At 46.4% G+C, this 25,271-nt stretch carries 22 protein-coding genes; 21 read left to right on the forward strand and 1 reads right to left on the reverse strand.

The genetic code is table 11. The annotated features are described in order from the left end of the window. Window positions 1-237 precede the first annotated feature (237 nt). A complete protein-coding gene (gene gltB / locus MKY87_RS22235; protein ID WP_340966246.1) occupies window positions 238-4,836 on the forward strand; it encodes a glutamate synthase large subunit in 4,599 nt (1,532 codons plus the stop codon). Window positions 4,837-5,066: 230 nt separating this feature from the next. Continuing rightward, window positions 5,067-5,222 carry a hypothetical protein gene (locus MKY87_RS22240; protein WP_221819112.1) on the forward strand — a complete coding sequence of 52 codons (156 nt, stop codon included), beginning with the start codon at window positions 5,067-5,069 and terminating at the stop codon, window positions 5,220-5,222. Between the two features lie 97 nt (window positions 5,223-5,319). On the opposite strand, the gene MKY87_RS22245 is transcribed toward MKY87_RS22240, so the two are convergent. Next, entirely contained in the window at window positions 5,320-5,688 is a 369-nt protein-coding gene (locus MKY87_RS22245) for a helix-turn-helix domain-containing protein (protein WP_017690127.1), read from the reverse strand. A gap of 378 nt (window positions 5,689-6,066) precedes the next feature. Here MKY87_RS22245 and MKY87_RS22250 point away from each other — a divergent pair, with 378 nt between their 5' ends. The 19 genes from MKY87_RS22250 to MKY87_RS22340 all read left to right on the forward strand — a co-directional run bounded on the left by MKY87_RS22250 (window position 6,067) and on the right by MKY87_RS22340 (window position 25,271). Then, window positions 6,067-6,471 carry a hypothetical protein gene (locus tag MKY87_RS22250; protein WP_338591932.1) on the forward strand — a complete coding sequence of 135 codons (405 nt, stop codon included), beginning with the start codon at window positions 6,067-6,069 and terminating at the stop codon, window positions 6,469-6,471. A 155-nt stretch (window positions 6,472-6,626) separates the two neighbouring features. Beyond that, window positions 6,627-7,385, forward strand: a complete 759-nt coding sequence (locus MKY87_RS22255) for a tyrosine-protein phosphatase (RefSeq protein WP_133386712.1) — start codon at window positions 6,627-6,629, stop codon at window positions 7,383-7,385. Window positions 7,386-7,416: 31 nt separating this feature from the next. Beyond that, window positions 7,417-8,172 (forward strand): YveK family protein, encoded by a 756-nt coding sequence (locus MKY87_RS22260; RefSeq protein WP_235193748.1) that lies wholly within the window; start codon window positions 7,417-7,419, stop codon window positions 8,170-8,172. After that, the gene (locus MKY87_RS22265) at window positions 8,153-8,830 is read left to right on the forward strand and encodes a CpsD/CapB family tyrosine-protein kinase (RefSeq protein ID WP_091033856.1); all 678 of its coding nucleotides are present in this window, start codon (window positions 8,153-8,155) and stop codon (window positions 8,828-8,830) included. The genes MKY87_RS22260 and MKY87_RS22265 overlap by 20 nt, the downstream gene beginning before the upstream one ends. Window positions 8,831-9,017: 187 nt before the next feature. Further along, window positions 9,018-9,920, forward strand: coding sequence for a UTP--glucose-1-phosphate uridylyltransferase GalU (gene galU / locus MKY87_RS22270; RefSeq protein ID WP_091035105.1), 903 nt, complete (start codon window positions 9,018-9,020; stop codon window positions 9,918-9,920). Beyond that, a complete protein-coding gene (locus MKY87_RS22275; RefSeq protein ID WP_091033853.1) occupies window positions 9,917-10,615 on the forward strand; it encodes a sugar transferase in 699 nt (232 codons plus the stop codon). The genes galU and MKY87_RS22275 overlap by 4 nt, the downstream gene beginning before the upstream one ends. Before the next feature lie 34 nt (window positions 10,616-10,649). Next, the gene (locus MKY87_RS22280; protein ID WP_091033850.1) at window positions 10,650-12,026 is read left to right on the forward strand and encodes an O-antigen ligase family protein; all 1,377 of its coding nucleotides are present in this window, start codon (window positions 10,650-10,652) and stop codon (window positions 12,024-12,026) included. After that, window positions 12,023-12,481 (forward strand): PssD/Cps14F family polysaccharide biosynthesis glycosyltransferase, encoded by a 459-nt coding sequence (pssD, locus tag MKY87_RS22285; RefSeq protein WP_249911547.1) that lies wholly within the window; start codon window positions 12,023-12,025, stop codon window positions 12,479-12,481. Before MKY87_RS22280 ends, pssD begins: the two co-directional genes overlap by 4 nt. Beyond that, on the forward strand, window positions 12,478-12,957 hold the full coding sequence (gene pssE / locus MKY87_RS22290; RefSeq protein ID WP_340966253.1) for a PssE/Cps14G family polysaccharide biosynthesis glycosyltransferase: 480 nt from the start codon (window positions 12,478-12,480) through the stop codon (window positions 12,955-12,957). The genes pssD and pssE overlap by 4 nt, the downstream gene beginning before the upstream one ends. A gap of 38 nt (window positions 12,958-12,995) precedes the next feature. Next, window positions 12,996-14,063 carry a glycosyltransferase family 4 protein gene (locus tag MKY87_RS22295; protein WP_133386716.1) on the forward strand — a complete coding sequence of 356 codons (1,068 nt, stop codon included), beginning with the start codon at window positions 12,996-12,998 and terminating at the stop codon, window positions 14,061-14,063. Window positions 14,064-14,084: 21 nt separating this feature from the next. Beyond that, on the forward strand, window positions 14,085-15,029 hold the full coding sequence (locus MKY87_RS22300; protein ID WP_340966258.1) for a glycosyltransferase family 2 protein: 945 nt from the start codon (window positions 14,085-14,087) through the stop codon (window positions 15,027-15,029). A gap of 11 nt (window positions 15,030-15,040) precedes the next feature. Continuing rightward, the gene (locus MKY87_RS22305) at window positions 15,041-16,063 is read left to right on the forward strand and encodes a glycosyltransferase (RefSeq protein ID WP_340966260.1); all 1,023 of its coding nucleotides are present in this window, start codon (window positions 15,041-15,043) and stop codon (window positions 16,061-16,063) included. A 43-nt stretch (window positions 16,064-16,106) separates the two neighbouring features. Next, window positions 16,107-17,012 (forward strand): glycosyltransferase, encoded by a 906-nt coding sequence (locus MKY87_RS22310; RefSeq protein ID WP_340966261.1) that lies wholly within the window; start codon window positions 16,107-16,109, stop codon window positions 17,010-17,012. A gap of 8 nt (window positions 17,013-17,020) precedes the next feature. Beyond that, entirely contained in the window at window positions 17,021-18,397 is a 1,377-nt protein-coding gene (locus MKY87_RS22315) for a lipopolysaccharide biosynthesis protein (protein ID WP_340966263.1), read from the forward strand. Beyond that, entirely contained in the window at window positions 18,384-19,412 is a 1,029-nt protein-coding gene (locus MKY87_RS22320; RefSeq protein WP_340966265.1) for a polysaccharide pyruvyl transferase family protein, read from the forward strand. Before MKY87_RS22315 ends, MKY87_RS22320 begins: the two co-directional genes overlap by 14 nt. Continuing rightward, window positions 19,409-20,791, forward strand: a complete 1,383-nt coding sequence (locus MKY87_RS22325) for a sugar phosphate nucleotidyltransferase (protein WP_340966266.1) — start codon at window positions 19,409-19,411, stop codon at window positions 20,789-20,791. Before MKY87_RS22320 ends, MKY87_RS22325 begins: the two co-directional genes overlap by 4 nt. Window positions 20,792-20,823: 32 nt before the next feature. Then, on the forward strand, window positions 20,824-22,155 hold the full coding sequence (locus MKY87_RS22330) for a UDP-glucose dehydrogenase family protein (protein ID WP_340966267.1): 1,332 nt from the start codon (window positions 20,824-20,826) through the stop codon (window positions 22,153-22,155). A 14-nt stretch (window positions 22,156-22,169) separates the two neighbouring features. Beyond that, on the forward strand, window positions 22,170-23,090 hold the full coding sequence (locus MKY87_RS22335; RefSeq protein WP_340966268.1) for an LCP family glycopolymer transferase: 921 nt from the start codon (window positions 22,170-22,172) through the stop codon (window positions 23,088-23,090). Window positions 23,091-23,129: 39 nt separating this feature from the next. Continuing rightward, a complete protein-coding gene (locus tag MKY87_RS22340; RefSeq protein ID WP_340966270.1) occupies window positions 23,130-25,271 on the forward strand; it encodes a WD40/YVTN/BNR-like repeat-containing protein in 2,142 nt (713 codons plus the stop codon).

The following is a 25,271-nucleotide window of genomic DNA, read 5'->3' on the forward strand; positions in this document are numbered from 1 at the left end:
TGCCAGCGGCTGCGTGTTGATTTATACATGCTGTTTGCCGGATCGTCCGGATCAGCTCATCTCATTCAATGGCTTCTGCCCAATAGCAGGCATTATTTTTGACAGTCTCATACTGTCACCTCTTCTATCTAGCAGGCTCTATCGCAAGCGAAAGGCCAGCTCCTCCCGTTTCATTGTTGCCTGTTGCCTATGTTCTTGATCTTTCCGAAATACTTCATTATAGAAAGGTTGCGTTCCATGAGACACATCGGATTACCTCCAAAACAGGGTCTGTATGACCCGCAGTTCGAAAAAGACGCATGCGGAATGGGTTTTGTTGCCAACATCAAAGGAGTACCTTCACACGATATCGTTAGTCAGGCGCTCACCATGCTCAGTAACATGGAGCACCGTGGAGGACAGGGAAGTGAACCGAATTCCGGCGACGGAGCAGGTATCCTGATTCAGATTCCACATCGCTATTTTGCACAGGAAGCGGAACGTCTTGGTTTTGAATTGCCAGAACAGGGGTTCTATGGCGTAGGGATGTTGTTCCTTTCCCAAGACCCTGCCATTCGTAGTGCACATGAAGAGAGCCTTAAGAAGATTATTGAAGAAGAAGGACAGACGTTCCTGGGTTTCCGGGATGTTCCTACTTTTGATGAAATGCTTGGCCGTTCTGCGCTTGCAGCGAAACCTTATGTACGTCAGGTGTTCATTGGAAGATCCGCAGATGTGAAAGATGAGCTTGGATTCGAGCGTAAGCTGTATGTTATTCGCAGACGCGCTGAGCTGGCTATTCGTTATTCGGCAGATGAAGCAGAAGGCGGTTCATTCTACCTTCCAAGCTTGTCTTGTCGCAAAATTGTATATAAAGGCATGCTGACAACGGAACAGGTAGGAGAGTTCTATCTGGATCTGCAGCAAGACCTTGTTGAATCGGCTATTGCACTTGTGCATTCCCGTTTCAGTACAAACACCTTCCCAAGCTGGGAACGTGCCCACCCGTATCGCTTCATGATCCACAACGGTGAGATCAACACGATGCGTGGTAACGTGAACTGGATGCATGCTAGACAGTCCTTGTTCGAGAGTGAATTGTTTGGTGACGACATCGCGAAAGTAAAACCGGTCATCAATCCGGACGGTTCGGATACAGCCATGTTTGATAACACACTGGAGTTCCTGTATCTGAGCGGCCGTTCTCTGCCACACGTGGCCATGATGATGGTTCCTGAACCTTGGAGCACAGATGAAGGCATGGACCCTGCCAAAAAAGCATTTTATGAATATCACAGCACAATGATGGAGCCTTGGGATGGACCAGCAGCAATGGCCTTCACAGATGGTTTGCAAATTGGTGCAACACTCGACCGTAACGGTTTGCGTCCAGCTCGTTATTATGTAACCAAGGATGACCGTATTATCCTGTCCTCCGAAGTTGGGGTACTTGATATCGCACCGGAAGAGATCCTGTACAAAGATCGTCTGCGTCCAGGTCGGATGTTGCTTGTGGATACACAAGAAGGCCGCATCATCGCGGATGAGGAAGTAAAAGCAATCATTGCAGCCGAGAATCCGTATCAGGATTGGCTTGATGAGCATTTGATGGATCTGAGCGAGTTGCCGGAAGCACCGGAACTTCCTGATCCAAAACATGATAACGTGACCCAGCTTCAGCTGGCATATGGTTATACATTTGAAGAACTGCGTAAAATCCTGGAGCCCATGGCAACAACAGGTATGGAAGCTACGGGTTCGATGGGTTATGATGCACCGCTGGCTGTGCTGTCGGATCGTCCGCAGCGTCTGTACAACTACTTTAAACAGATGTTTGCCCAGGTAACCAACCCGCCAATCGATGCAATCCGTGAAGAGATTGTAACGTCTACGGCAACAACCATTGGACCTGAGCGCAACTTGTTGAATCCAGAACCGGAGAGCTGTCGCCAGATCCGTCTGGATACACCGGTATTGTCCAATGAAGACTTTGCGAAGATTCGCCATGTGCGCCGCCCAGGCTTCCGCTCCATGACGATTCCAATCTTCTTCACCGCTGCGGAAGGAGCAGAAGGACTTCGCAAAGCGATGGATTTGCTCTTCGAAGCTGCAGATCGTGTCATCGACAAAGGTCATAACATTCTGATCCTGTCTGACCGCGGTGTGGACGCAGAGAATGCTGCCATTCCTGCATTGCTTGCTGTAGCAGGTCTGCATCACCATCTGATTCGCCAGGGAACCAGAACAAAAGTCAGCATTATGCTCGAATCGGCAGAACCGCGTGATATTCACCACTACGCGTTGCTGCTGGGTTACGGTGTAAGTGCCGTGAACCCTTATCTGGCCTTTGAAACGCTGGATGACATGATTCAGCAAGGGTTGCTGCGTGGTATCTCGCATGAGAAAGCAGTGAAAAACTACATTAAAGCAGCTACCAAAGGCGTTACTAAAGTGTTGTCCAAAATGGGGATTTCTACGATTCAATCGTATCGTGGAGCTCAAATCTTTGAAGCGGTAGGTCTGAAATCAGATTTCGTTGACCGTTACTTTACCTGGACACCTTCCCGTATCGGTGGAATTGGGCTGGAAGAAGTGGCAGCCGAAGCGCTGACACATCATAACCGTGCCTTTACTGAAAAAGACGGTAACGATAAAGTATTGGATTCCGGTGGGGATTATCAATGGCGTAACGACGGAGAAGAGCATCTGTTCAATCCGCAAACCATTCATACCCTGCAACATGCGGTACGCACTGGGGATTACAAGCTGTATAAAAAATATTCCAAACTTGTACAAGGTGAGAATGATCAATTGTTGACCATTCGCTCCATGCTGAAGCTGAAACCGGTTGGAGCTTCCATTCCACTCGAAGAAGTTGAATCCGTAGAAGATATCATGCGTCGTTTCAAAACAGGTGCAATGTCCTTCGGTTCGATCAGTAAAGAGGCGCATGAAGATCTTGCCATCGCTATGAACCGTGTTGGAGGTAAATCCAATACCGGTGAAGGTGGAGAAGATCCGGCTCGCTTCATTAAAGATAGCAACGGGGATTCCCGTCGCAGTGCGATTAAACAGGTAGCATCCGGACGTTTTGGTGTTACATCCAACTATTTGGTTAATGCCGACGAGATTCAGATCAAAATGGCTCAGGGAGCTAAACCAGGTGAAGGCGGACAGCTGCCAGGGCGTAAAGTGTATCCTTGGGTTGCTGAAGTTCGTGGATCTACACCGGGTGTAGGTCTGATCTCGCCACCACCGCATCACGATATCTACTCAATCGAAGATCTGGCAGAGTTGATCTATGACTTGAAAAATGCCAATCCGCGCGCTGAGATCAACGTGAAGCTTGTATCGGAAGTAGGTGTGGGTACCATTGCGGCAGGTGTAGCCAAAGGGCGTGCCGATATTATTCTCGTCAGTGGTTATGACGGTGGTACAGGTGCATCACCGCAAGGTTCGATCCGTCATGCGGGTATGCCGTGGGAACTGGGTCTTGCAGAGACACATCAAACGTTGATGCTGAACAATCTGCGTGATCGTGTCGTCCTCGAAACAGATGGTAAAATGCTTAACGGCCGTGACTTGGTGATTGCAGCCTTGCTTGGAGCTGAAGAGTATGGTTTCTCTACAGCACCACTCGTTGCACTTGGCTGTATCATGATGCGTGTCTGTCAAATGGATACCTGTCCAGTGGGTGTAGCGACACAGAATCCGGAATTGCGTAAAAATTATATGGGTGATCCGGCTCATGTGGTTAACTTCATGCGATTTGTCGCTGAAGATGTGCGTGAGATCATGGCTGATCTTGGTTTCCGTACTATTCAGGAGATGGTCGGACGTACAGATTGCCTCGAAACGGTAGAAGCCGTAGATCACTGGAAGAAAAAAGGTGTGGATCTGTCTGTATTGCTGCACGTGCCTGAAATGCCGGAAGGTTCTGCACGTTACCGTACACAGCATCAGAACCACCAATTGGAAGAAACGCTGGATATGCAGCAATTGCTGCCACTGGCACAGTCTGCTATTGAATCGGGTCAACCGGTTGAAGCGGTACTTCCAATTACAAACGTTAACCGTGCAGTAGGTACCATTTTGGGTAGTGAGATCACACGTAAATATGGACTCGCAGGATTGCCTGAAGATACGGTTAAATTCAAATTTGTCGGCTCTGCCGGACAAAGCTTTGGGGCCTTTGTACCTAAAGGTATGACCTTGACCGTTGAAGGGGATTCCAATGACTACGTAGGTAAAGGACTGTCCGGAGGTAAACTGATCGTGATGCCTTCTCCGAAAGCAACGTTTGAGGCGGAAGATAACATCATTATCGGTAACACGGCTCTCTACGGAGCAACAAGCGGCGAAGCGTATATCCGTGGTATTGCGGGTGAGCGATTTGCTGTACGTAACTCGGGCGCCAAAGTCGTCGTTGAAGGTGTAGGCGACCATGGTTGTGAGTATATGACAGGTGGACGTGTCGTTGTACTGGGCGATACAGGTCGTAACTTTGCAGCAGGGATGTCCGGAGGTATTGCCTATGTGTATGATCCGGAAGGCACATTCCTGAAACGTTGTAATCTGGAAATGGTTCTTTTGGAGCGTATCGAAGATGTGGCCGAAAGTGCAGATCTGCGAGGCATGATTCAACGTCATGTTGCCAATACAGGAAGTGCTGTCGGTCAGCGCGTTCTGGATAACTGGCAAGATGCGCTGAATCAGTTCGTTCGGGTTATTCCGAAGGACTTCAAACGTATGACAGAACAGATCGAACGGATTCAGGCAACAGGTTTGACGGGAGAAGCAGCGCTGCTTGCAGCATTTGAAGCGAATATGCGCGAACTTGCACGTACTGGAGGTTAATAACTTCCTTGTTCAAAGGTATAAGTGCATGAACAGGTTGTATTAAGAATAATAGGAGCAATGTGGTTGCCATTCCGGCACCATATTGCTCCTATTTTGCTTTCGACAAAATTAGAACCCCTTCAAAAAACGTTATCGCCATGAGACGACAACATCGAAGAACGTTCTCAAGTATAATAAGGCTAGTTTTGGAGGGCAGGGAAAGTATAAAGATAAGAGAGGTTAGCGGAATGAATATGAAGCATCCAAACAGGGACGATCGTAGGCCGACAGGTAAACCAGTCGAAGCAACCCAGATGGACATCATGAAAGTTTTACTGCAATGCGGAATCGACCCGGAGCGTTGGACCCATTTCGTATCCTCCGTCAACAACAAGCGTCCTTGACACAATAGACAAGCATGGAATGAAAGGGAATTAAGACACAAAAAAAGCCCAGAAGCCAGAGAGGTTATCTCTCGGGAACTGGGTCCTCTTTTCGGGTTTAGTCCATACTGCGTTCCATTCGGACAAACGCAATAAAACGACGTGCCTCTTCTTCTGTTAAGGACTTCCCATCAATCATCAGATCGAAGCGTTCCAACACTTCCTTATCCGATAACTCCAAGGTATCAACGAATTCACGTACGTCTTCATCCATCACGACATCGCTTTGCTTCGTACGTCCTATAAGATAATCAATAGACACCTCAAAGATGTCAGCAAGTCTCGTTAACACTTCGAAATCCGGTTTACGACGGTTCTTTTCGTAGTGGGAGAGAGCAGCTCTGGTGATATGAATGGAGCTCGCAAGTTCTTCTTGAGTAAGTCCCCGCTGTTCCCGTAATTCAGCAATGCGATTTCCGTAGCTCATAAGCTATTTCCCCCTGAACGACATCAAATATATATTGAAACAATCCTGAGCCAAGTGTTTGATCAGGGCAGCTTTCCTGCAAAAGAGTAACTCCTCATGTGTTTCCTTTAACCCATTTCCATTTGTAAATAGGTCTGTCTAAGGACATCTCAAATTGTCGTAAATCAAAAGAACCATGTCCAAATACCGCTTGACATGATACGTATTGTATCGTAAATTGGACGTATGGAGTTACAAAATGTATCATTTGGAATATTTTAAGTATCTCCTTGTTGCCTGGACCATATACCTGTGAGAAGGAAGTAGAGGCAGTCCATGTAGGCTAATCCATTCTAAAGGAATGAAACCATGTATTCAATAATTCAGGAATGGGCTGATATGAAATTAAATGTCCATATGTACATTCAGGAGTTTCATGGGAAAATGGTAGACCGCAAAAGACGCCCTGTTCTGTTACTTGGAATGGACACTCAAGCAATCACCTTCCTGAGCGACCTGAACTTGCCGGTATCATCAGAAATGCTCATTGGTTTGGATGTTGAAGATCATCATGTATGTGTAAGACTTCACGCAAGGTTGCAATGGAAACAGCCCTTCGGAGAGCTCACAATGTATCATTCAAACTTGCATATTCAGCACGAACAGAAACTATATATAACTGGACAGTTAAACACAATGCTTACTGAAGTTCAGTTTCCCGCGGTTTCCCGTTTTCAGTATGAAAAGGCAACAGAGCAAAAGACTCAGCAGGAACCCTATCATTACATTGATTTCACCATATAATTCCAAGTCGATTCTTAACATTTTCTGAACAAAACATGTACTTAACGCCATTTTACTATATTTCATAGCGTTATGCATTAGTTCTTTAACACCAAAAGCATTTGCGCAATGAATAAAGGGGCGAGGGGGCTCATACTATTTCAGGAAGTTTGGATATGGTTGAAATGCACTGCCACATATTATCCGGCCTGGATGATGGTCCTGTTCGAATGGAGCAGTCCGTTGCGATGGCTGAGAAGGCGGCAGCCTCAGGAATTACCTCCATTATTGCTACTCCGCATCACCTGAACGGGCAATACAACAATGAACCGATGGTGGTCAATCAGGCCGTGAACCTGCTCCATGCAGAACTTCGCAAACGCAACATTCGCCTGGAGATCCGTCCCGGACAGGAAATCAGGGTGCATGACAACCTGATTGGAGACTTATATGCAGGAAAGTGCTGCACACTCGCCGGAAGTCGTTACATGTTGCTGGAACTGCCCTTTGGTCATATTCCCTCACAGTTCCCCAGGATACTGCATGAATTACGAATAGCGGGAATTACCCCTATTATTGCTCATCCGGAACGCAATCGTGTCATTTTGAAGAAGCCAAAGTTGTTGGCTGATTACTTGAGTCAAGGCGGGCTATGTCAGCTCACAGCTCAATCTTTCACTGGGCTTTTCGGATGGAAAGTTCGGCAGTGGTGTTTTCATTTTTGCAAAGAAAACGGGTTTCATTTCATTTCATCAGATGCACATGATACGTGCAAAAGGACATTTGCCATAAGTGAAGGAGAGCGGGCCATCGAGCGTCGATTTGGAGCCGAAGCCGTTAAAAGGCTGGCAGAGAATGCGTCGCACATTCTATCGAATTCGTGTCTGGTCACAGAACGCTGGAAACCTCGCAAATGGCTGCTGTCCATCTGGTAGTTACATAGATAGATCACAACGTATAGGAGGAATGAAAGTGGAACTGAAAGGATATTTTCGACTCTTACAAAAGAAACTGTGGTTGATTGTTGCAATTGCTTTGATAGCCGGTGTGGGTGCAGGGGTCAAAAGCATTTTCTTCACCCAGCCCATCTATGAGGCAAGTTCCAAACTGATCGTGAACCAGACCTCTAACGTTCAAGGCCAGGCGATGATGGACTTCAGCATGATTCAAACCAATATCAAACTCATTAACTCATACAGAGAAATTATTAAATCTTCCGCCATTATGGATAAAGTCGCTACCACGTATCCAGACCTAGGCTTAACCTCTGCTCAGCTCATGAATAGCACCTCCGTCTCTACAGCCAGCGAATCCCAAGTGATGAGCATAACTGTACAAGGGACTACCTACGAAAAAGCCGCAAAAACGGTCAATGCCATCTCCAACGTGTTCCAATCTCAAATCCCCCTAATCATGAAAATCGATAATGTGGCTATCCTCAGTGAAGCAAAAGTGGATAGTAACGCATCTCCAATCAATATGAAAACCACATTAAGCATCATTGTCAGTCTGTTCGCAGGTCTTGTGCTCGCGATTGCACTTGTATTCCTGATGGATTATCTGGATGACACATTCAAATCCGAAACTGAACTTGAAAAAGAGCTGGGCCTGCCTGTGCTTACAGTGATATCCAAAATGAAAAAAGATGATCTGAAAAATACGAAAAATTACGTATCTCAACAGAAAGTGGGGGATGGCAAATATGTCGCGGCTAACCAATGAAAATAACAGTCTGGTGACCTATTTTAACTCCAAATCTCAGATCTCGGAGGGATACCGTAAATTACGGACGAACATTCAGTTCTCCTCAATCGACAGTCATATCAAAAAAATCATGGTGGCTTCGGCTGAATCCGGCGAAGGCAAAACAACGACCATTAGCAACCTGGCGGTAACCTATGCCCAGGAAGGCAAGAAAGTTCTGCTGATCGATGCGGATCTGCGTAATCCTTCCTTGCACCAGGTGTTTTCCGTACCGAATCATATCGGTCTGAGCAGTGTGCTGTCTAATCAGTACAGTGTGGAAGACGTGCTTAGAGAGAGTTACATCGACAATCTCCAATTATTCACTTCTGGCCCAATTCCGCCGAACCCTTCCGAGATGATCGGTTCCAACCGGATGAAAAGGCTGATTGAGAAGTTAGAGGATCAATATGATGTCATCATGTTTGATACACCGCCGGTGCTCGCTGTAACGGATGCACTCATTGTGAGTTCGCTGTGTGATGGTGTGCTGCTGGTTGTGAACTCGGGCAAGGTCAAGAAGGAACTGGTGAAGAAGACCAAGGCTGCTCTGGAGCATGTGAATGCACGAATCCTGGGCGCAATCCTGAACAATATCAAAAACGTTGCAGTTCCGGTGGGTTACGGAGAGAAGTAAACCTTCCATCCAATGCTCCCAAGTAAACAGGTAATGTCTACTGCACCTTTATCACTGTAGGCACTCGGTCATGCTGTGGGTTCAATGAACCTTAGACGTTAATCGTCGAAGGTATGACGTGAGGACGGGTTAGATGCCCTGGTTCAACTTTTATCAAACTAAAAAAAAAGAGGATAGGGTGGTATTTATGAAAAAAGTGAGAAAAGCAATCATTCCTGCAGCTGGACTAGGTACACGATTTTTGCCAGCCACAAAAGCGATGCCCAAAGAAATGCTCCCTATTGTGGACAAACCAACTATACAATATATCGTTGAGGAAGCCATTGCCTCTGGAATCGAAGACATCATCATCGTAACCGGTAAAGGGAAGCGGGCAATTGAAGATCATTTCGACAACGCTTTTGAACTGGAGCACAACTTGCTGGAAAAAGGGAAACTGGGCCTGCTTGAAGAGGTTCGCAAATCCTCTAACGTGGATATCCACTACATAAGACAAAAAGAGGCCAAAGGACTTGGTCATGCTGTCTGGTGTGCACGTAACTTTATCGGTGACGAACCTTTTGCCGTGTTGCTCGGAGATGATATCGTCGTATCGGAAGTTCCATGCACCAAACAATTGATTGATCAATATGATCAGGTTCAACATTCCATTGTTGGCGTACAGACCGTACTTGCTGAACAAACAGACAGATACGGCATTGTGGACCCGCTTCAATCGGATGGCCGTTTGACAGAGGTTCTCAGGTTCGTAGAGAAACCTGCCCAAGGCACAGCGCCTTCCAACCTGGCGATTATGGGGAGATACGTACTGAGTCCAGAGATTTTCGAACATCTGGAGCAACAAGAGATTGGTCAAGGGGGAGAGATTCAATTAACAGATGCGATTCAGCGTTTAAATGAGACACAAGGAGTGTATGCTTACGATTTCGAGGGAGTGCGTTATGACGTGGGCGAGAAACTGGGATTCATTTTGACAACCATCGACTTCGCTCTGCAAAAACAGGAACTTAGAATTCCAATGCTGCAAGCTCTGCAACAGATTCTGGAAAAAGAGTCGGTAGAACATGCAGCCGGGGGGGAGTTTGAATGAGTCCATCTCCCCAATCGAAGGAAGCGGAGATTGTTATGGACCCAAGTCTGGGGTACAATGCATCAACGATGTCAGGACAAAATGCGGATAAAGTGTATCTATTTATGAAAAGAATGCTCGATTTGCTGGGTTCTTTCATAGGTTTGATCATTTTGTGCCCCTTGTTTGCGGTCATCGGATTACTGATCAAAATCGAGGCCCCGCAGGGGTCTGTTTTTTTTCGTCAGGTACGGGTCGGACAGAATGGAAAAGAGTTTCACATGTACAAATTCAGGTCCATGGTTGCGAATGCAGAAGATCTGTTGGAACAACTGATTGATCAGAATGAAGTGAACGGGAATATGTTCAAAATGAAAAATGATCCCCGCATTACCCGAATTGGCAAGTTCATTCGGAAAACCAGTCTGGATGAGCTGCCTCAGTTGTGGAACGTGTTCAGAGGAGAGATGAGTCTCGTTGGACCCAGACCGGCTCTGCCCAGAGAAGTGAAGAACTACACTTCCTATGACAGACAACGCCTTCAGATGATCCCGGGATGTACGGGATTATGGCAAGTCAGCGGTCGAAATAGTGTTGGTTTTGAGGAAATGGTGGAGCTGGATCTGACGTATGCCCGTGAGCGCAGCATGATGGTGGATATCAAAATTATCTTCAGAACGTTCAAGGTGCTGATAGGTTCGAAGGATGCGTTTTGAAACACGATTCTGGCTTTGAGGTGGCATAGCAGATATGCAAAAGACCGGTATACTTGCTGCATTGAATATGAAGTCGTTTAATATCATTCTTTTTTCGCTGGTAATTGTCTTCGCAGCAATCTATCTTCCGCTAGTCTCGGTTGTTGCACTCATAGCTGTGATTCTGCTGGGCGTTTATATTAAACAGCCCAGCTGGATTTTTATGATTCTCATTGTAAGTTTTTCATTGTCCATTGATAAAATATTTAGCATTCATCTGGCAGGACTGGATTCGCTGTCCTTCTACAAGCTGGCGATTCTGGGTTTTGTGGTCTCTCTTTTTTTACGCTTTGGTATTCGCAAAGATCTGATCTATCCTGCACTGGCGATTGGGTTTTTATTTGTGGAAAGTTATTTTCTATCTGATCTGCCCAGTAAGGTTAGTCCGCTCGATCCATTCAAGGCATTTCTGGGAGTCATTGTTCCTTTTTTGTTGCTGATGCCCCATTTTTCAAGAGAGATCAGTCAACGTATTATACGTGTACTCGCATGGTTGCCACTATTCAGTCTTGCTGGTGGTTATATTCTGCAACTCGCCGGCATATTGTCCATTACTAACCTGGAGATGTCGGGTGTAACCCGGTTACAGGGAGCTAACATCGCCGCGCATCTGGCCATGTTGTGTTTTATCTCAATCTGCGTCTGTCTGATTCAGATCAAGCAAGGCCATCAGGTTGTTCTGTATTACATGCTTACCTTGACACATCTGGTCATTCTGGTCCAGACGGGAACAAGGGGGCCGCTTATTGCGCTTATTCCGATTATACTGGTCTATCTTTTTGATCAACTGAAAGCCTTCATCAAAGGCAGAGTCAGTGCCATTATTCCTCTCATTCTGTTTGTTGTCGCTGTGGCCTATATGGTGATAGCGCAGTGGGACAATTATGAGATGAGGTCAGAGAGCAAAGGCTTGTCGGGAAGGGATGTAGCCTGGAATTATTTTATTGGCAAAGCAAATGAGTATCCGATATTTGGACGCGGACTCGGCTCAACCCTCGTAGCGAATGATGGAAGTATCTTTTCTGGATTCGTCGTTCCGCATAATGAATACATTCGTTTTTATTACGATGGCGGGTTAGTTGGAGCCATCCTGTTGTTTCTATCGCTGCTGCTGGTGTTCCGGGCCGTGTACTTCCGGTTGAGCGGCATGATCCGGTTGTATTTTGCCGGAATGATTATCGGTTTCCTGACCTATTCCTTTTTTGACAATACCCTGTCCACGGTTCATCTGATTGCTCCATTCTGTATCTTCCTGAACGCGTTATATGCTACGGGAAATGGAGTTCATTCCAAGTCAGGGGCTGAAGCAGAAGTGGATATACAGATACAGCGAGCCAAGGACGTATCCTTTTCAAAGGAGATTAGAACATGAAGGTCTGTTTGATCAGTTCTACAGGCGGTCATTTTGATGAATTAACCAAAATTATTCCTGCGGTTGAAGAACATGATTATTTCCTGATTACCGAGAAGAACAAAAGCAGAAAAGTAGATTCGTCTCAGGGTAAAGTATACTTTTTAATGCAGCAAGAGCGTAAGAATGCGATGTTTTTGCTGATTTTTATGGCTAACATTTTCAAATCATTCTTTTTATATCTGCGCGAGCGTCCAAAGGTGATCATTACAACAGGGGCGGGAGCTACCTACCCTTTTTGCCTCATCGGTAAAATCTTCGGTGCCAAGCTGATTTATATCGAAAGTTATGCCAAAATCTATTCCTCCAGTGCAACCGGGAGATTGATGTACAAAATCTCGGATGAGTTCTTCATCCAATGGGAAACGTTGCAGGATAGCTATCCCAATGCGAAATACAGGGGGGCTTTATTTTGATATTTGCTATCGTTGGAACCCAGCGTTTTCCCTTCAATCGGATGTTTGAGCTTATTGATAAGGCGATTGAGGCAGGAATTATTGAAGAAGAGGTTATTGCCCAATCTGGATATACCGAATATCAGCCGCGAAATTTCACTGTGATTCCTTTCCTCACGCAGGAAGAGATGAATGAATATGTGGAGCGCAGCAGATGCATTATCTCTCATGCGGGTGTTGGCTCCATTACAAATTGTCTTGAACGTGGCAAGCCGGTTATTGTCATTCCACGCCGGAAAGAATGGGGCGAGCATGTGGATGACCATCAGCTTGAGATCTCCAAAGTTTTTCAGGATAACGGCTATGTGGCCGTCGCGGAGAGTCAGGCTGAATTACAAAACTTGGTTCCTTGCATAGAGGAGCTGACGTTCCAGCCCTATGTGAGAAAACAGTCTGATCTGATCTCATCCATTAAAAATTACGTGAACAGTCTGTAAGAGGTATGAAGATTAACCATGAAAAAAAGGAGTCTATCATGAAACCAAAAGTATTGGTTGTTGGATCATCCTTGAAGGATATGGGCGGAATTGTGAGTGTCATCAAAAACATTGAGGATTCTTCGATCTCGGAAATGTATGCTATGCAGCGGGTCGAAACGTATATCACGGGCAGCGTATTCTCAAGGCTGCTTATTTTTATACGGGGATTCATTCAATTCTGGATGAAGCTGTACACGTTTAAGCCGGATATCGTGCATATTCATATGGCGAACAACGGGAGCTTTTATCGGAAGTCTCTATTTCTGCTAACGGCACGAAAGTTGTTTCGAAAGTCAGTTATTCTGCATATTCATGCGGCCAGCTTTGATGATTTCTACAATCAATTTGCTCTGCAGCGCAAGTATTGTCACTACATTCTGAATCAGGCAGATAAGTTGATTGTCTTGTCCCAGACGTGGAAAGAATACTTTGCTACGATTGTGCCGGAGACAGCGATTGAGGTTCTTTATAACGGGGTCTTTGTCAAAGAACCGTTTGTGAGAGAACAACAGGCAGCCGTTAATGCTCTCTTCATGGGCAGACTCGGTGAGCGAAAAGGAGTCTACGATCTGCTTCAGTCCATTCAGCAATTGAAGGCGCTGGGCGTTACAGCTACCTTTAATCTGGCAGGGGATGGTGAAGTCGAAGAGGTCAAAGCAATCGTGCAGCAGTATGGAATAGAGGATCGTGTCAATGTACTCGGCTGGATTAACGGAGAGCAAAAGGAAAAGCTGATGCGGGAAGCGGATCTACTGGTCCTGCCTTCTTATCATGAGGGATTACCTATGGCCATACTTGAAGCAATGAATTGTGGCTTGCCCATTATATCGACCACCGTCGGAGGCATCCCCGAAGTGATTACATCCGGTCATAATGGGCTGTTAATCGAGCCGGGAGATGTGCACGGGCTGACATCAGCGCTGGAATATCTCATCATGGATGAAGAGGTTAGAGCGGGAATGGGTTCACATAACAGAGAGATTATATCGGATAAGTTCGATATGAATCTTCTCGTAGGCAGATTGTCAGGAATATATGATGCACTTCAAGTGAAGGTATCCTAGTGAACAGGAAAAGGTGATGAAATGAACCCCTTGGTATCTTGCATCATTACGACCCATAATCGGGCCGAGTTATTGAAAAATGCGTTGAGAAGTGTACGTGAGCAAACACATCCGTATCTGGAAATTTTCATAGTAGATGATGGTTCAGAAGATCAGACGCCGGAAATCTGTCAGGCTTGGACACGGGAAGATTCGCGGATTAGGTACATCCGGGTTCCGTATCCGAAAGGAGCCAATCATGCACGGAATGTGGGGATATCCCATGCCAATGGCAAGTACATTGCATTCTTGGATGATGACGATGAATGGATGGCCGACAAAATCAAAACCCAAGCGGAAGTGCTAGAACGAACAAAGGAATCATTTACCTTTTGCAGCAAGTATCTCGCATATACGAATGAGCAGCATCAGGTGGTCAAACGCAAATTGTCGGTAGAACCTCGAGATGTTGTGCGGTATGAGGATCTGCTTACATTCAACTGGATCGGGGAAACGTCCAAAATCATGGTGCTTACTTCTCTTGCCCGTGAAGTTCGATTCGACGAGAATCTGACATCCGCCCAGGATTATGACTTCTATCTGCGCATATTGAAGCGAGGCTACATCGCCGTGAATGTGAAAGAACCGCTGGTGGATATCAATATCCATAGTGGACCGCGCATTTCAACCTCTACAACAGCCAAGTACAAAGGCCAACGCAAGATTATTTTGAAATACTACAACGATATGTCCAAGGAACAGAAGCGCCGTCAATTACACCATTATCGAATGCTCGAATGGTCGAGAAATACACTTCGCAATAATGTTTATCTGAAAAAAGCATTGTCGCTGTATCCCTGGTGGAAAGATTGGGTGCTGTTCAAGCGTAATACCAAAATTATGATGCAAGGATTTCTAATGAGATTTCATGCAAGACGCGCAGTGGGAACGTATACAGAGGAACCTGTGCGAATGAAACTAAAGTAAGAGGTGCCTGGATGGAAAATCCGACGGTGTATATGCTGCCCAAGATGATTGAGAACAATAAATTCAATGAGCTGTTATCCGATTCCATTGAGAACAAGGGATGGGAAGTAAAGCAGTTTACCAAAAAAGATCTGCTCAAACTGAGAAAAAATGATGTGCTGCATTTTCATTGGCCCAGCTTCTATTACAGAGGTTCATCCGTGCTGTCAACCGTAATCAAATCCATTTTATATGTGTTGATGATTGCCTTTGCACGCTTGCGCGGGGTCAAATTGTTCTGGACGGTGCACAACATCTGGCCTCACAACAGCGGTAAAACGCGGTTCGATTACTGGATGAGAAAAATACTGGTCCGAAATTGCTCCAAGCTGATTGTCATGGGCAAACCCCTGATCTCTGAGATCTGTTCAACGTTCGGGATTGATTCCAGCCGGATCGAGGTTATTCCGCATGGGCATTACAAGGGTGTGTATCAGGGGAAAGGCGTGAATATCCGCTCCCGGTTTGGCATCCCGGAGGATAGTTATGTGTATGCGTTCTTCGGTCAGGTGTCGCCGTACAAGGGTGTGGATGATTTGCTGGAGGCATTCAAGGAGCTGGAATCAGATCAGGCCCATCTGTTGATTGCCGGTAAAAAAGTGAAGGACTACGATCTCGGTGAAGAATTTCTCGAGAGCGGACATATTCATACCCATTTTCATTTTATTGAAGATGATGAATATTCGGACTATTTTGATGCGGTCGATTCGATCATTCTTCCATACAAGCAAATTGCAACTTCGGGTAGTGCCATTCTGGCATTGACCTTCAGCAAACCGGTGGTGGCACCACGGATTGGCTTGTTGGAGGAATACCTGCCCGAAGATTGTGCAGTACTCTATGAACCTTCGGACCCGGATGGATTGCTTAAAGCAATGAATATGATTCGTTTGAAACAATCGGAGTTTCAGGAAGGCAGTGGTTTTGTCAAAGCGTTAGAGCGGTTGGATTGGCCAGTGATTGCCCAAAGGACACTTACCCTGTACTCCAGTTAGTGCAGATCAAAGGGTGGACCTAATTGAAAAATATGGGGATGAAATGATGAAGGTAACCGTGGCGATCTGTACGTATAACCGTGCATATGATGCGGTAGAGGCGATACGAAGTGCAATACAACAGAATTACGCAAGCAGCGACTATGAGATCATACTCATTGATAACAATTCGAAAGACAACACACGGGAAATCGTACTGCAAACCATCTTGCAGCATGAGAACCATTCGATCCGGTATGTGTTGGAAGAAAAGCAAGGCTTGTCGGTAGCCCGTAACCGGGCCATTCACGAGGCACGCGGCGAGTATATCCTGTTTCTTGACGACGATGCCTTTGCTTGCAGAGACTGGATTCGCCAGATCGTTAGCGTATTTGAGATGAATGAAAATATCGGGTGTGTCGGTGGCAAGATTGATCCGATCTGGGAAGTGCCTGAGCCGATGTGGATTCCACCTGAGAACAGGTCACTGTTCACCATTCTGGATTTTGCAGATGAAGTCACTGAAATGAAAAGCCCGTATATTCCATTTGGTGCGAATGTGGCTTTTCGTTTATCCGTCTTTGATCAATTGGCACCCTTCCGTGAAGACCTTGGCAGAGTGGGAAACAATCTTCTCTCCAGTGAAGAGAGTGAGTTAATTGCAAGAATCCGAACAAAGTTCAAGGTATATTACACGCCGTATGGCGCTGTACAACATAAAGTAGCCAAAGAGCGAACGACGAAGAACTGGTTTCTGCGCCGAATCTATTGGCAGGGTGTGAGTGATGCCATTCGTGATCAGGATCGTGGTGTTGTGCGGACAGCCAAACATGGCATTAAGCTGGCGCAAGGGATCACTACGGCGCTGATCTACATTTATAATGCAGATCGCTTCACACGTCAGCTCGCCAAAGTATGTTATCGAAACGGCATGATCGTCGGGTCGCTTCGTCAAAACAGTAAGGGATGAGGATCGCTATGGCGCAAGTTGCACTTCGCAAAGTATTCAGAGGAAACGGCTTAATGAGTGCCATATTTCAGACAAGTGGAACCAATCTGCTGGTCATGACACTGACGATGCTGTCTTCCATTTTGACGTCACGCATGTTCGGTGTAGAGGGAAAGGGCGCATTCTCGGCCATCCTGTTCTGGCCTGCGCTATTAACCGGATTGGTCGGTTTCGGACTACCCACGTCTATCATTTATAACATCAAACAGAGCGCAACCGAGAAGAGTGCACAGTATGTTCGGTTAAGCTTTCTTTTTCAGGTTCCGGTGTGCATCATCATTGGTATCGTGGCCTGGTTTGGCTTACCCTTCTGGCTCTCCAGCTTCCCGCCGGAGGTTGTGCAGATCTCCAGATGGTATACGATTGCTACCGTTCCGGTTCTTATTGTCATAAACCTCATATCAGCTCTCTCGCAGAGTCGGGAGAAATTCGCTGTCTATAATGGCATTCGATTAATGATCCCCCTGTTTAATGTAGGCGGGCTTTTTGTGTTATGGGGCCTGGGCATGCTGAGCATTCAGCTCGCGGCTGCAATCTATTTTGTAACCAGCTTCTCCGTGGTGGCATGGGCTATCTATGCCAATCGCAATGAATTGAGACTGAGATGGTTCAAGGATCGGGTGGACAAGAGTTCAGCCAAGAAGCTTTTTGGTTATGGCAGCAAGGTGTATGGTGTTGAATTGTTAGGAACGCTGTATACCCAGTTCGATAAAATCATTATTTTGGCTTTGCTCACCCCGCGTGATTTTGGATTGTATTCCGTCGTATTTGCGTTATCAAGAATCTACAATGCTGTTCAAACAGCGATTAGCAATGTGGTTTTCCCGAAAGTGACCGGATTGCCCCAAGAGCAGATTATTCGAACGGTCGGCAGAGCCTTCCGCATCTCGCTTATGGTCATGATGATCATTGTGATACCCACCATGTTTGTGGGGAACTACCTGATGGGTCTTCTGTTTGGCTCCGAATTCCTGGAAGCGAGTGTCGCATTTTATATTTTGGCTGTGGAATGCATTATTGGTGGGGGTTCATGGATTCTGGCATCTGCATTCAATGCACTTGGTCGGCCAGGGCTGGTGATGATCAGACAGCTCATTGCACTCTCGGTGACGGTGGCCTTGTTCTTTGTGTTCACCCCGCTATGGGGGCTTAACGGAATTGCGATTGCTTTATTGATCGGGTCCATTGTACGCATGGTAGTCACTGTGGCCGCGATGAAGATTGTATTCAAGGTGAAGTTCGCCGCCATGTTCTATGACAAGGAAGATCTGCCGTTTCTCTATGAACGGTTAAACAAAAAAAGAAGAAGAGTCACCCAAGGAGGAGATGGAGATGCTGGGCACTAACACTATTCATCCAATGGAAGAGTTGAAGGGACATTTACGTCAGATTTTGAAGGTCATTCCACCGCGTACCGAGATCTATTATCTGGATTACCCGGTGCATAGCAATGGTGGCGACTTGTTGATTATGAAAGGTACTGAAGCTTTCTTCCGGGACAATGATATTCAAGTACGTGCCAGATACAGCATTCTGGATTGCCCTTTGTCTCTCAAGGTTCCGGAAGGCATCACAATTGTGTTGCACGGTGGAGGTAACTTTGGTGATCTGTACCCTGCCCATCAGAAACTGAGAGAACGAATGATTGCCCAGCATCCAAATCACCGGATTGTGATTCTGCCTCAGACGATGTTTTATAAAAGTGATATTGAATTGAAAAAGACAGCCCAGGTATTTAGCCGTCATAAGGATGTGCACTTTTTTGTCCGGGATACCTTATCTTATGAGATAGCCAGTAAAGAATTTCAACAAACCAATGTGTATCTATCCCCGGATATGGCGCATCAATTGTGGCCTCTGAAGTCCAAAAGCAAGCCTACTGCGGAGATGTTATATTTCTTCCGTAAAGACATTGAGAAGACTCAGAATCAGGTGCATTACGAATCCGTCAGTGGACCCAAGGCTACGTTTAAAGACTGGGAGACATTGTACAACCGGGTAGACCGGAAGATCATTCGCATGATTACATCCCGGTTGAAGTCAGGGAAAGGCAGCTCTTTCGCCCGCTGGTTGTGGTACAAATACTCTGATCGGATGGTACATACGGCCATTAAGGAATTCAATAAATACCAAACCATCACAACATCCCGTCTGCATGGACATATTCTGGCCTGTCTTCTGGATCAACCGAATATCCTGCTGGATAATTCATATGGCAAGAACTCGAATTATTATGCAGCCTGGACCAAGAGCAATCCAGCAGGCAAACTCGAATCCAATCAGACCAGCACCTATACCAAGCAAACGGAGACCGGCAAGGCAGCAAGCAAGGTCGTATTGTCGGATGGTGCAGCCTTATGAGAAGCATTCTGTTATCCGGCGGTTCTGGCAAGCGTCTCTGGCCGTTATCCAATGATTCCAGGTCCAAGCAATTTCTCAAAGTGCTTCATGGACCAGAAGGAAGTCCCGAATCCATGGTACAGCGGGTATGGCGACAGCTGAATCATGCGGGACTTGCATCAGAGGCACTGATTGCAACCAGTTTGCCACAGGTCGAGATTCTGACTTCTCAGCTGGGAGACGATGTGAGACTGGTCGTGGAGCCTGAGCGCAGAGATACGTTTCCTGCCATTGCACTGGCAGCCTCCTATCTGTATTCCGTAGAGAGTGTGAGTTTGAATGAGACGATTGCAGTGTTGCCGGTAGATCCCTTTGTTGAAAAAGAATTCTTCGAAGTGCTGGCAACCTTGCCGGAGATGCTCGATAAGTCAGGTGCCGATCTGGCCTTAATGGGCGTTGTGCCGACGTATCCGTCAGAGAAGTACGGATACATCATCCCACAATCCCAAACTTCCAGTGAAAATAACAATGAATACGTGAATGTAGCGAAGTTCCAGGAGAAACCCTGCGAATCCGATGCGGTCCTCATGATGGAGCAGGCCGCATTATGGAATTGCGGGGTTTTTGCTTTTAAGCTGGGTTATTTGATCAATCTGCTGATTGAGATGGAACTACCGATCCAGTATGACGAGATGTTGAAGCAATACGGAAGGTTGAATAAGATCAGCTTTGATTACCAGGTTGTCGAGAAGGCGAATCAGATTATTGCCATTCCTTATGACGGATTTTGGAAAGATCTGGGCACATGGAACACACTTACGGAAGAGATGGGAACCTCGGTTGTGGGAAAAGGTTGGATCACCGGAGATTCCCTGAATACTCACCTGGTCAATGAATTGAACATTCCGGTCGCGATATTGGGCCTGTCAGATGTGGTGGTGGCCGTAAGTCCGGATGGCATTCTGGTTAGTGACAAAGAGGCTAGTCCACGCATCAAGGAAATCTTGAAGAACGAGGATCAACGTCCCATGTATGAAGAGCGTAGGTGGGGGTGCTACCGAGTTCTGGATTATACAAGAAACGAAGCCGGCGGCGAGGTGCTCACCAAACGAATCTGCATCAGTGCCGGGAAAAACCTGAGTTATCAATATCACCTGCTCCGCAATGAGGTATGGACGGTTGTATCGGGAACAGGGGAATTGATTCTGGATGGACAGAGCCGAATGATCGGGCAGGGAGATACGGTCGTCATTGACCGCAGTATGCTTCATTCCGTCAGAGCCGTTACGGAGCTCGACATCATCGAAGTGCAGATCGGCAGCCAGCTGATCGAGGAAGATATCGTTAGAGTGTCTACCGAATGGCAGGACATTGTTCAGACATATGTGAAGCACGCGTAACCAACACATTAGGACATGGGGGAGATTATGGAATGAATATTACGGTGATTGGCACAGGGTATGTGGGATTGGTATCAGGCGTATGTTTTTCGGAACTGGGAAATAACGTGATCTGTGTCGACAATAATGTGGAAAAAGTGAATATGCTGACGGATGGTCACGTGCCGATCTATGAACCAGGCCTGAAGGACATTATGAATGCCAATATGAAAGCAGGAAGGCTGACCTTCACGACCAACATTCAGGATGCCATCAGTCGTTCGGATATTATTATCATCGCGGTCGGAACGCCGTCCCTGCCGAATGGCGAAGCGAATTTGAGCTATATTGAGCTTGTCGCGCGAGAAATTGGTTCTTATATGGATAATTATAAAATAATAATGACTAAAAGCACTGTTCCTGTCGGAACCAACGATCGGATTCAGGAATGGATCAGCAGTTTGACGAATCATCCATTCGATATGGCATCGGTACCTGAGTTCCTGCGGGAAGGTACTGCTGTGCAGGACACACTGTATCCTGACCGGATAGTCATTGGCACACATAGCGAACGGGCGGTTGCCACACTGAAGGAGCTGCACCAGCCATTAACCGATCAGATTATCGTTACGGATATCCGCTCGGCAGAAATGATTAAATATGCATCCAACGCGTTCCTGGCAACCAAGATCTCATTTATCAACGAAATCTCTAACATCTGTGAAAAAGTAGGCGCAGATGTTAGCCGCGTTGCTGAGGGGATGGGATATGACAAACGAATCGGTGCTTCCTTCCTCAAGGCAGGCATTGGTTATGGAGGATCCTGTTTCCCTAAGGATACACAAGCTCTAATTCAAATTGCAGGTAATGTGGATTATGACTTCAAACTGTTGAAATCCGTAGTGGAAGTGAACAAGGATCAACGCTTCAACGTCATTCGCAAACTGGAAGACGCGTTGGGCTCACTCGAAGGCAAGGAGATTGCGATCTGGGGGCTCGCCTTCAAGCCGGATACCGATGATGTTCGTGATGCTCCGGCCATTGAGATCATTCAGCGTTTGCTTGAGCAGGGAGCAGTGATTCGTGCGTATGACCCCATTGCTACCGAGAACTTCCGCAAAGAGGTGGATTCCCCATCCATAACGTGGGAAGAGCGTGCCTTGAATGCGGCAGAAGGCGCAGATGCACTCTGTGTTCTGACCGAATGGAAAGAGTTCATGGAGGTCAATCTGACCGAGTTGGCAGCCCATATGAATCAACCCATCCTGATTGATGGAAGAAACATCTACGGAGAAGATCAGATCCAAGCTACGTCCTTCCAATACTACTCCGTTGGTCGTCCGGGTTTAACCAATATAGATGGAAGAAAAACGGCAGTCATCTAACGGAGGCCTATACCATGAGACGCGGGATCAAAATAACATTAGGTGCCATTTCCCTTGTTGCAGTTGTCATGATTGGATATTCTGTGTATCTGTATCTGCATGTTAAATCAGCGGCAGATCAAATGTATGAACCCCGGGAACCCATCAAGCAGGTATCTATTGTTGACCAGAGGGGCGGGGGAGATTTCCCTGTGGACATGGAGAATGAGGAACCTTTCAATGCTTTGATTCTGGGTGTGGATGAACGATCCAATGATCGGGGACGCTCTGACACCATGATTGTATTAAGTGTTAACCCTGCAAAGCATTCTGTCCTCATGTTTAACATCCCCCGAGATACCAGAACAAGTATTGTAGGGCATGGTACGGAGGATAAGATCAACCACGCTTATGCATTTGGTGGCGTTAACATGTCTGTGCAAACCGTGGAACAATTGCTTGGCGTTCCCATACATTACTACATGAAAGTAAATATGGAGGGCTTTGCACAGGTCATTGACATGGTTGGTGGAGTGGATGTGAATAATCCGTTCGCATTCGACTATGAGGGGTATCAGTTTGCGCAAGGAAATATTCATCTGGATGGTGCAGCAGCTTTGGGATTTTCGCGAATGCGTTATGATGATCCGAAGGGAGATCTCGGGCGTAATGACCGTCAGCGGGAGATTATCAAACAAGTGCTGAAGAATACGGTTCAAGTATCCAACGTGTTGCAGTTGGAGACATTGCTGGACGAAGTCAGTGCACATGTGAGAACCGACGTTACCTTTGATGAAATGAAGCAGATGTTTTCCAATTACCGCTCGGTACTGGATCATATTGAGTCTGTTGAGATCAAGGGCACGGGCAAGAAAATAGACGGAGTGTACTACTATATCGTGGAACAATCGGAACGAGACAGGATACATCAGTTGATTGAAGAACATTTAAAATGATTAGATAGGGCGGTGAACCAGATGCGTATCTCCAGGCTATTGAAATTATCCCTGATTGTGCTACTCATGTATATGCTCATGATACCCGCAAGTACAAACGTTGTTCAATCAGCTCAAAACTATCAATGGAAAAATATACCCATTGGTGGTGGGGGGTACGTTACAGGCGTGGTCATTCATCCGACTGAGCCTGATCTGGTTTACGCTCGAACTGACGTTGGAGGAGCCTACCGATTGGATGCAGCCTCAGGAGATTGGATCCCGCTACTTGATCATTTTGACGATGAGGACAGCAATCTGTACGGTGTGGATGGCATTGCGCTGGATCAGCAAAATCCCAATGTCGTGTATATCGCGGCAGGTAAGTACGGGAATGTGGGGCCAAGCGATATCCTGAAATCCACAGATCGAGGAGAGACCTGGATTCGAACCGGACTGAATCTTCGGAATGAATCGAATGGAAATATCCATCGAGCCATGGGAGAGAGCATCGCCGTTAACCCAACGAACTCTAATTATCTGCATGTCGGTACACGATATGATGGATTATACACCTCCAGTGACGGTGCAGCCACGTGGAGCAAGGTGTGGGATGTACCGAATGGTTTGTCCGGTGAGGGTATACGGAGTGTAGCCTATGGATTGAATCCCGTGACAAAGCAAGGTCAGGTTGTCTATGCAGGGGTTCGCGGGATTGGTGTCTATAGCAAAGCGCCAAGAAGCAATGGGCAAACCACTTGGCAGCTTACCGGGAGAAGTCCCGAATATCCTGCCCGTATGACTGTGGCGAAGAACGGAACGTTATATGTCACCACTGATAATCAGGGTGTCTACAAGTTCAATGGTGTGCAGTGGACGAATATCACGCCAAGTTCCAGTTACTCTTCTTATTATGGGATCACCATCGATCCCACTAACGATAATCATATCTTGGCAGCCGTTCGAACAGGCGGAGATAATCTGCCACTGTATCGTTCCGTTAATGGCGGACAGAGTTGGACAACAGTGAGCAAAACGCTGGTATCCAAACCGACATGGTGGACACCCAATATGTTTTTCTCAGCAACATCCAGTATCAAGTTCGATCCACATAACCCGGGCACCGTATACGCTACAGACTGGTTTGGCGTGTACAAGACGGAAAATATCAATGGTACCAATGGATTGACTGGTAATACGGCGAGTACTTGGGAAGCCATTACCGATGGTCATGAAGAAGTTGTCGCACTCACTGCATCTACACCGCCTCAGGGTGTTTCATTCTTTAGTGGTCTAACGGATCAGGTTGGATTTAGACATGACAATGTAAATAATGTTCCTCTTAATAAAATTCCGCTCGCAGGTATGCGAGAAATTGTGAGTATTGACTATCATGAGGCAAATCCGAATTACATGATATTTCTCGGAAGCAGTGACTGGTATGGTACGACCACACGCTTATTTGTCTCTTCCAATAACGGAGTTACCGTAACTCCAATGAATGTTCCGGCTGGCTCCATCCTGGGGAGGGTCGCTTACTCGGCCATTAATCCGAATGTAATTGTCTATTACCCTCAGACGGGTAATCCGGTCAGAAGCACGAATCGTGGCGCAACATGGCAAAATATGAATGGTGCCCCTTTTCAGGCCATTGGGGGGAATATGGTCTTCTCTTATAATCATCCACTGGCTGCCGATCGTATCAATGGATATAAATTTTATATGTATGCTGCCGGTTATCTATATCGCTCAACAGATGCAGGGGCCAACTGGTCCAAAGCGAATGCAATTCGACTTCCATATAATACGGATATCAATACGAGCTTTATTAAAGTTGAGGCTGCACCTGGCGTAGCGAATGCCGTATGGGTAAGTTTGGGAACCGATGGATTATATGCATCGACGAACTCGGGAAATACATTTTCCAAGGTCCAGGGTGTGCAGAATTCCAAATTATTTGCTTTTGGAAAAGCTAAGCCTGGTAATTTTGTTCCAGCTGTCTATGTATATGGAACCGTAAATAACGTGCATGGATTCTTCCGTTCAGATGATATGGGGGCCACCTGGAACAATATAGGTCCTTTAGGGGCTGGAATCGGGTTAGGTAATGAACCGCAAATTATGGCGGCAGACCGCCAAATCTATGGTCAGGTATATGTAGGTACAAATGGCAGAGGCATGTACGTTGGATCCATAGAATAA

The sequence above is a fragment of the Paenibacillus sp. FSL R7-0198 genome (assembly GCF_038000415.1).
Taxonomy (GTDB): Bacteria; Bacillota; Bacilli; order Paenibacillales; family Paenibacillaceae; genus Paenibacillus.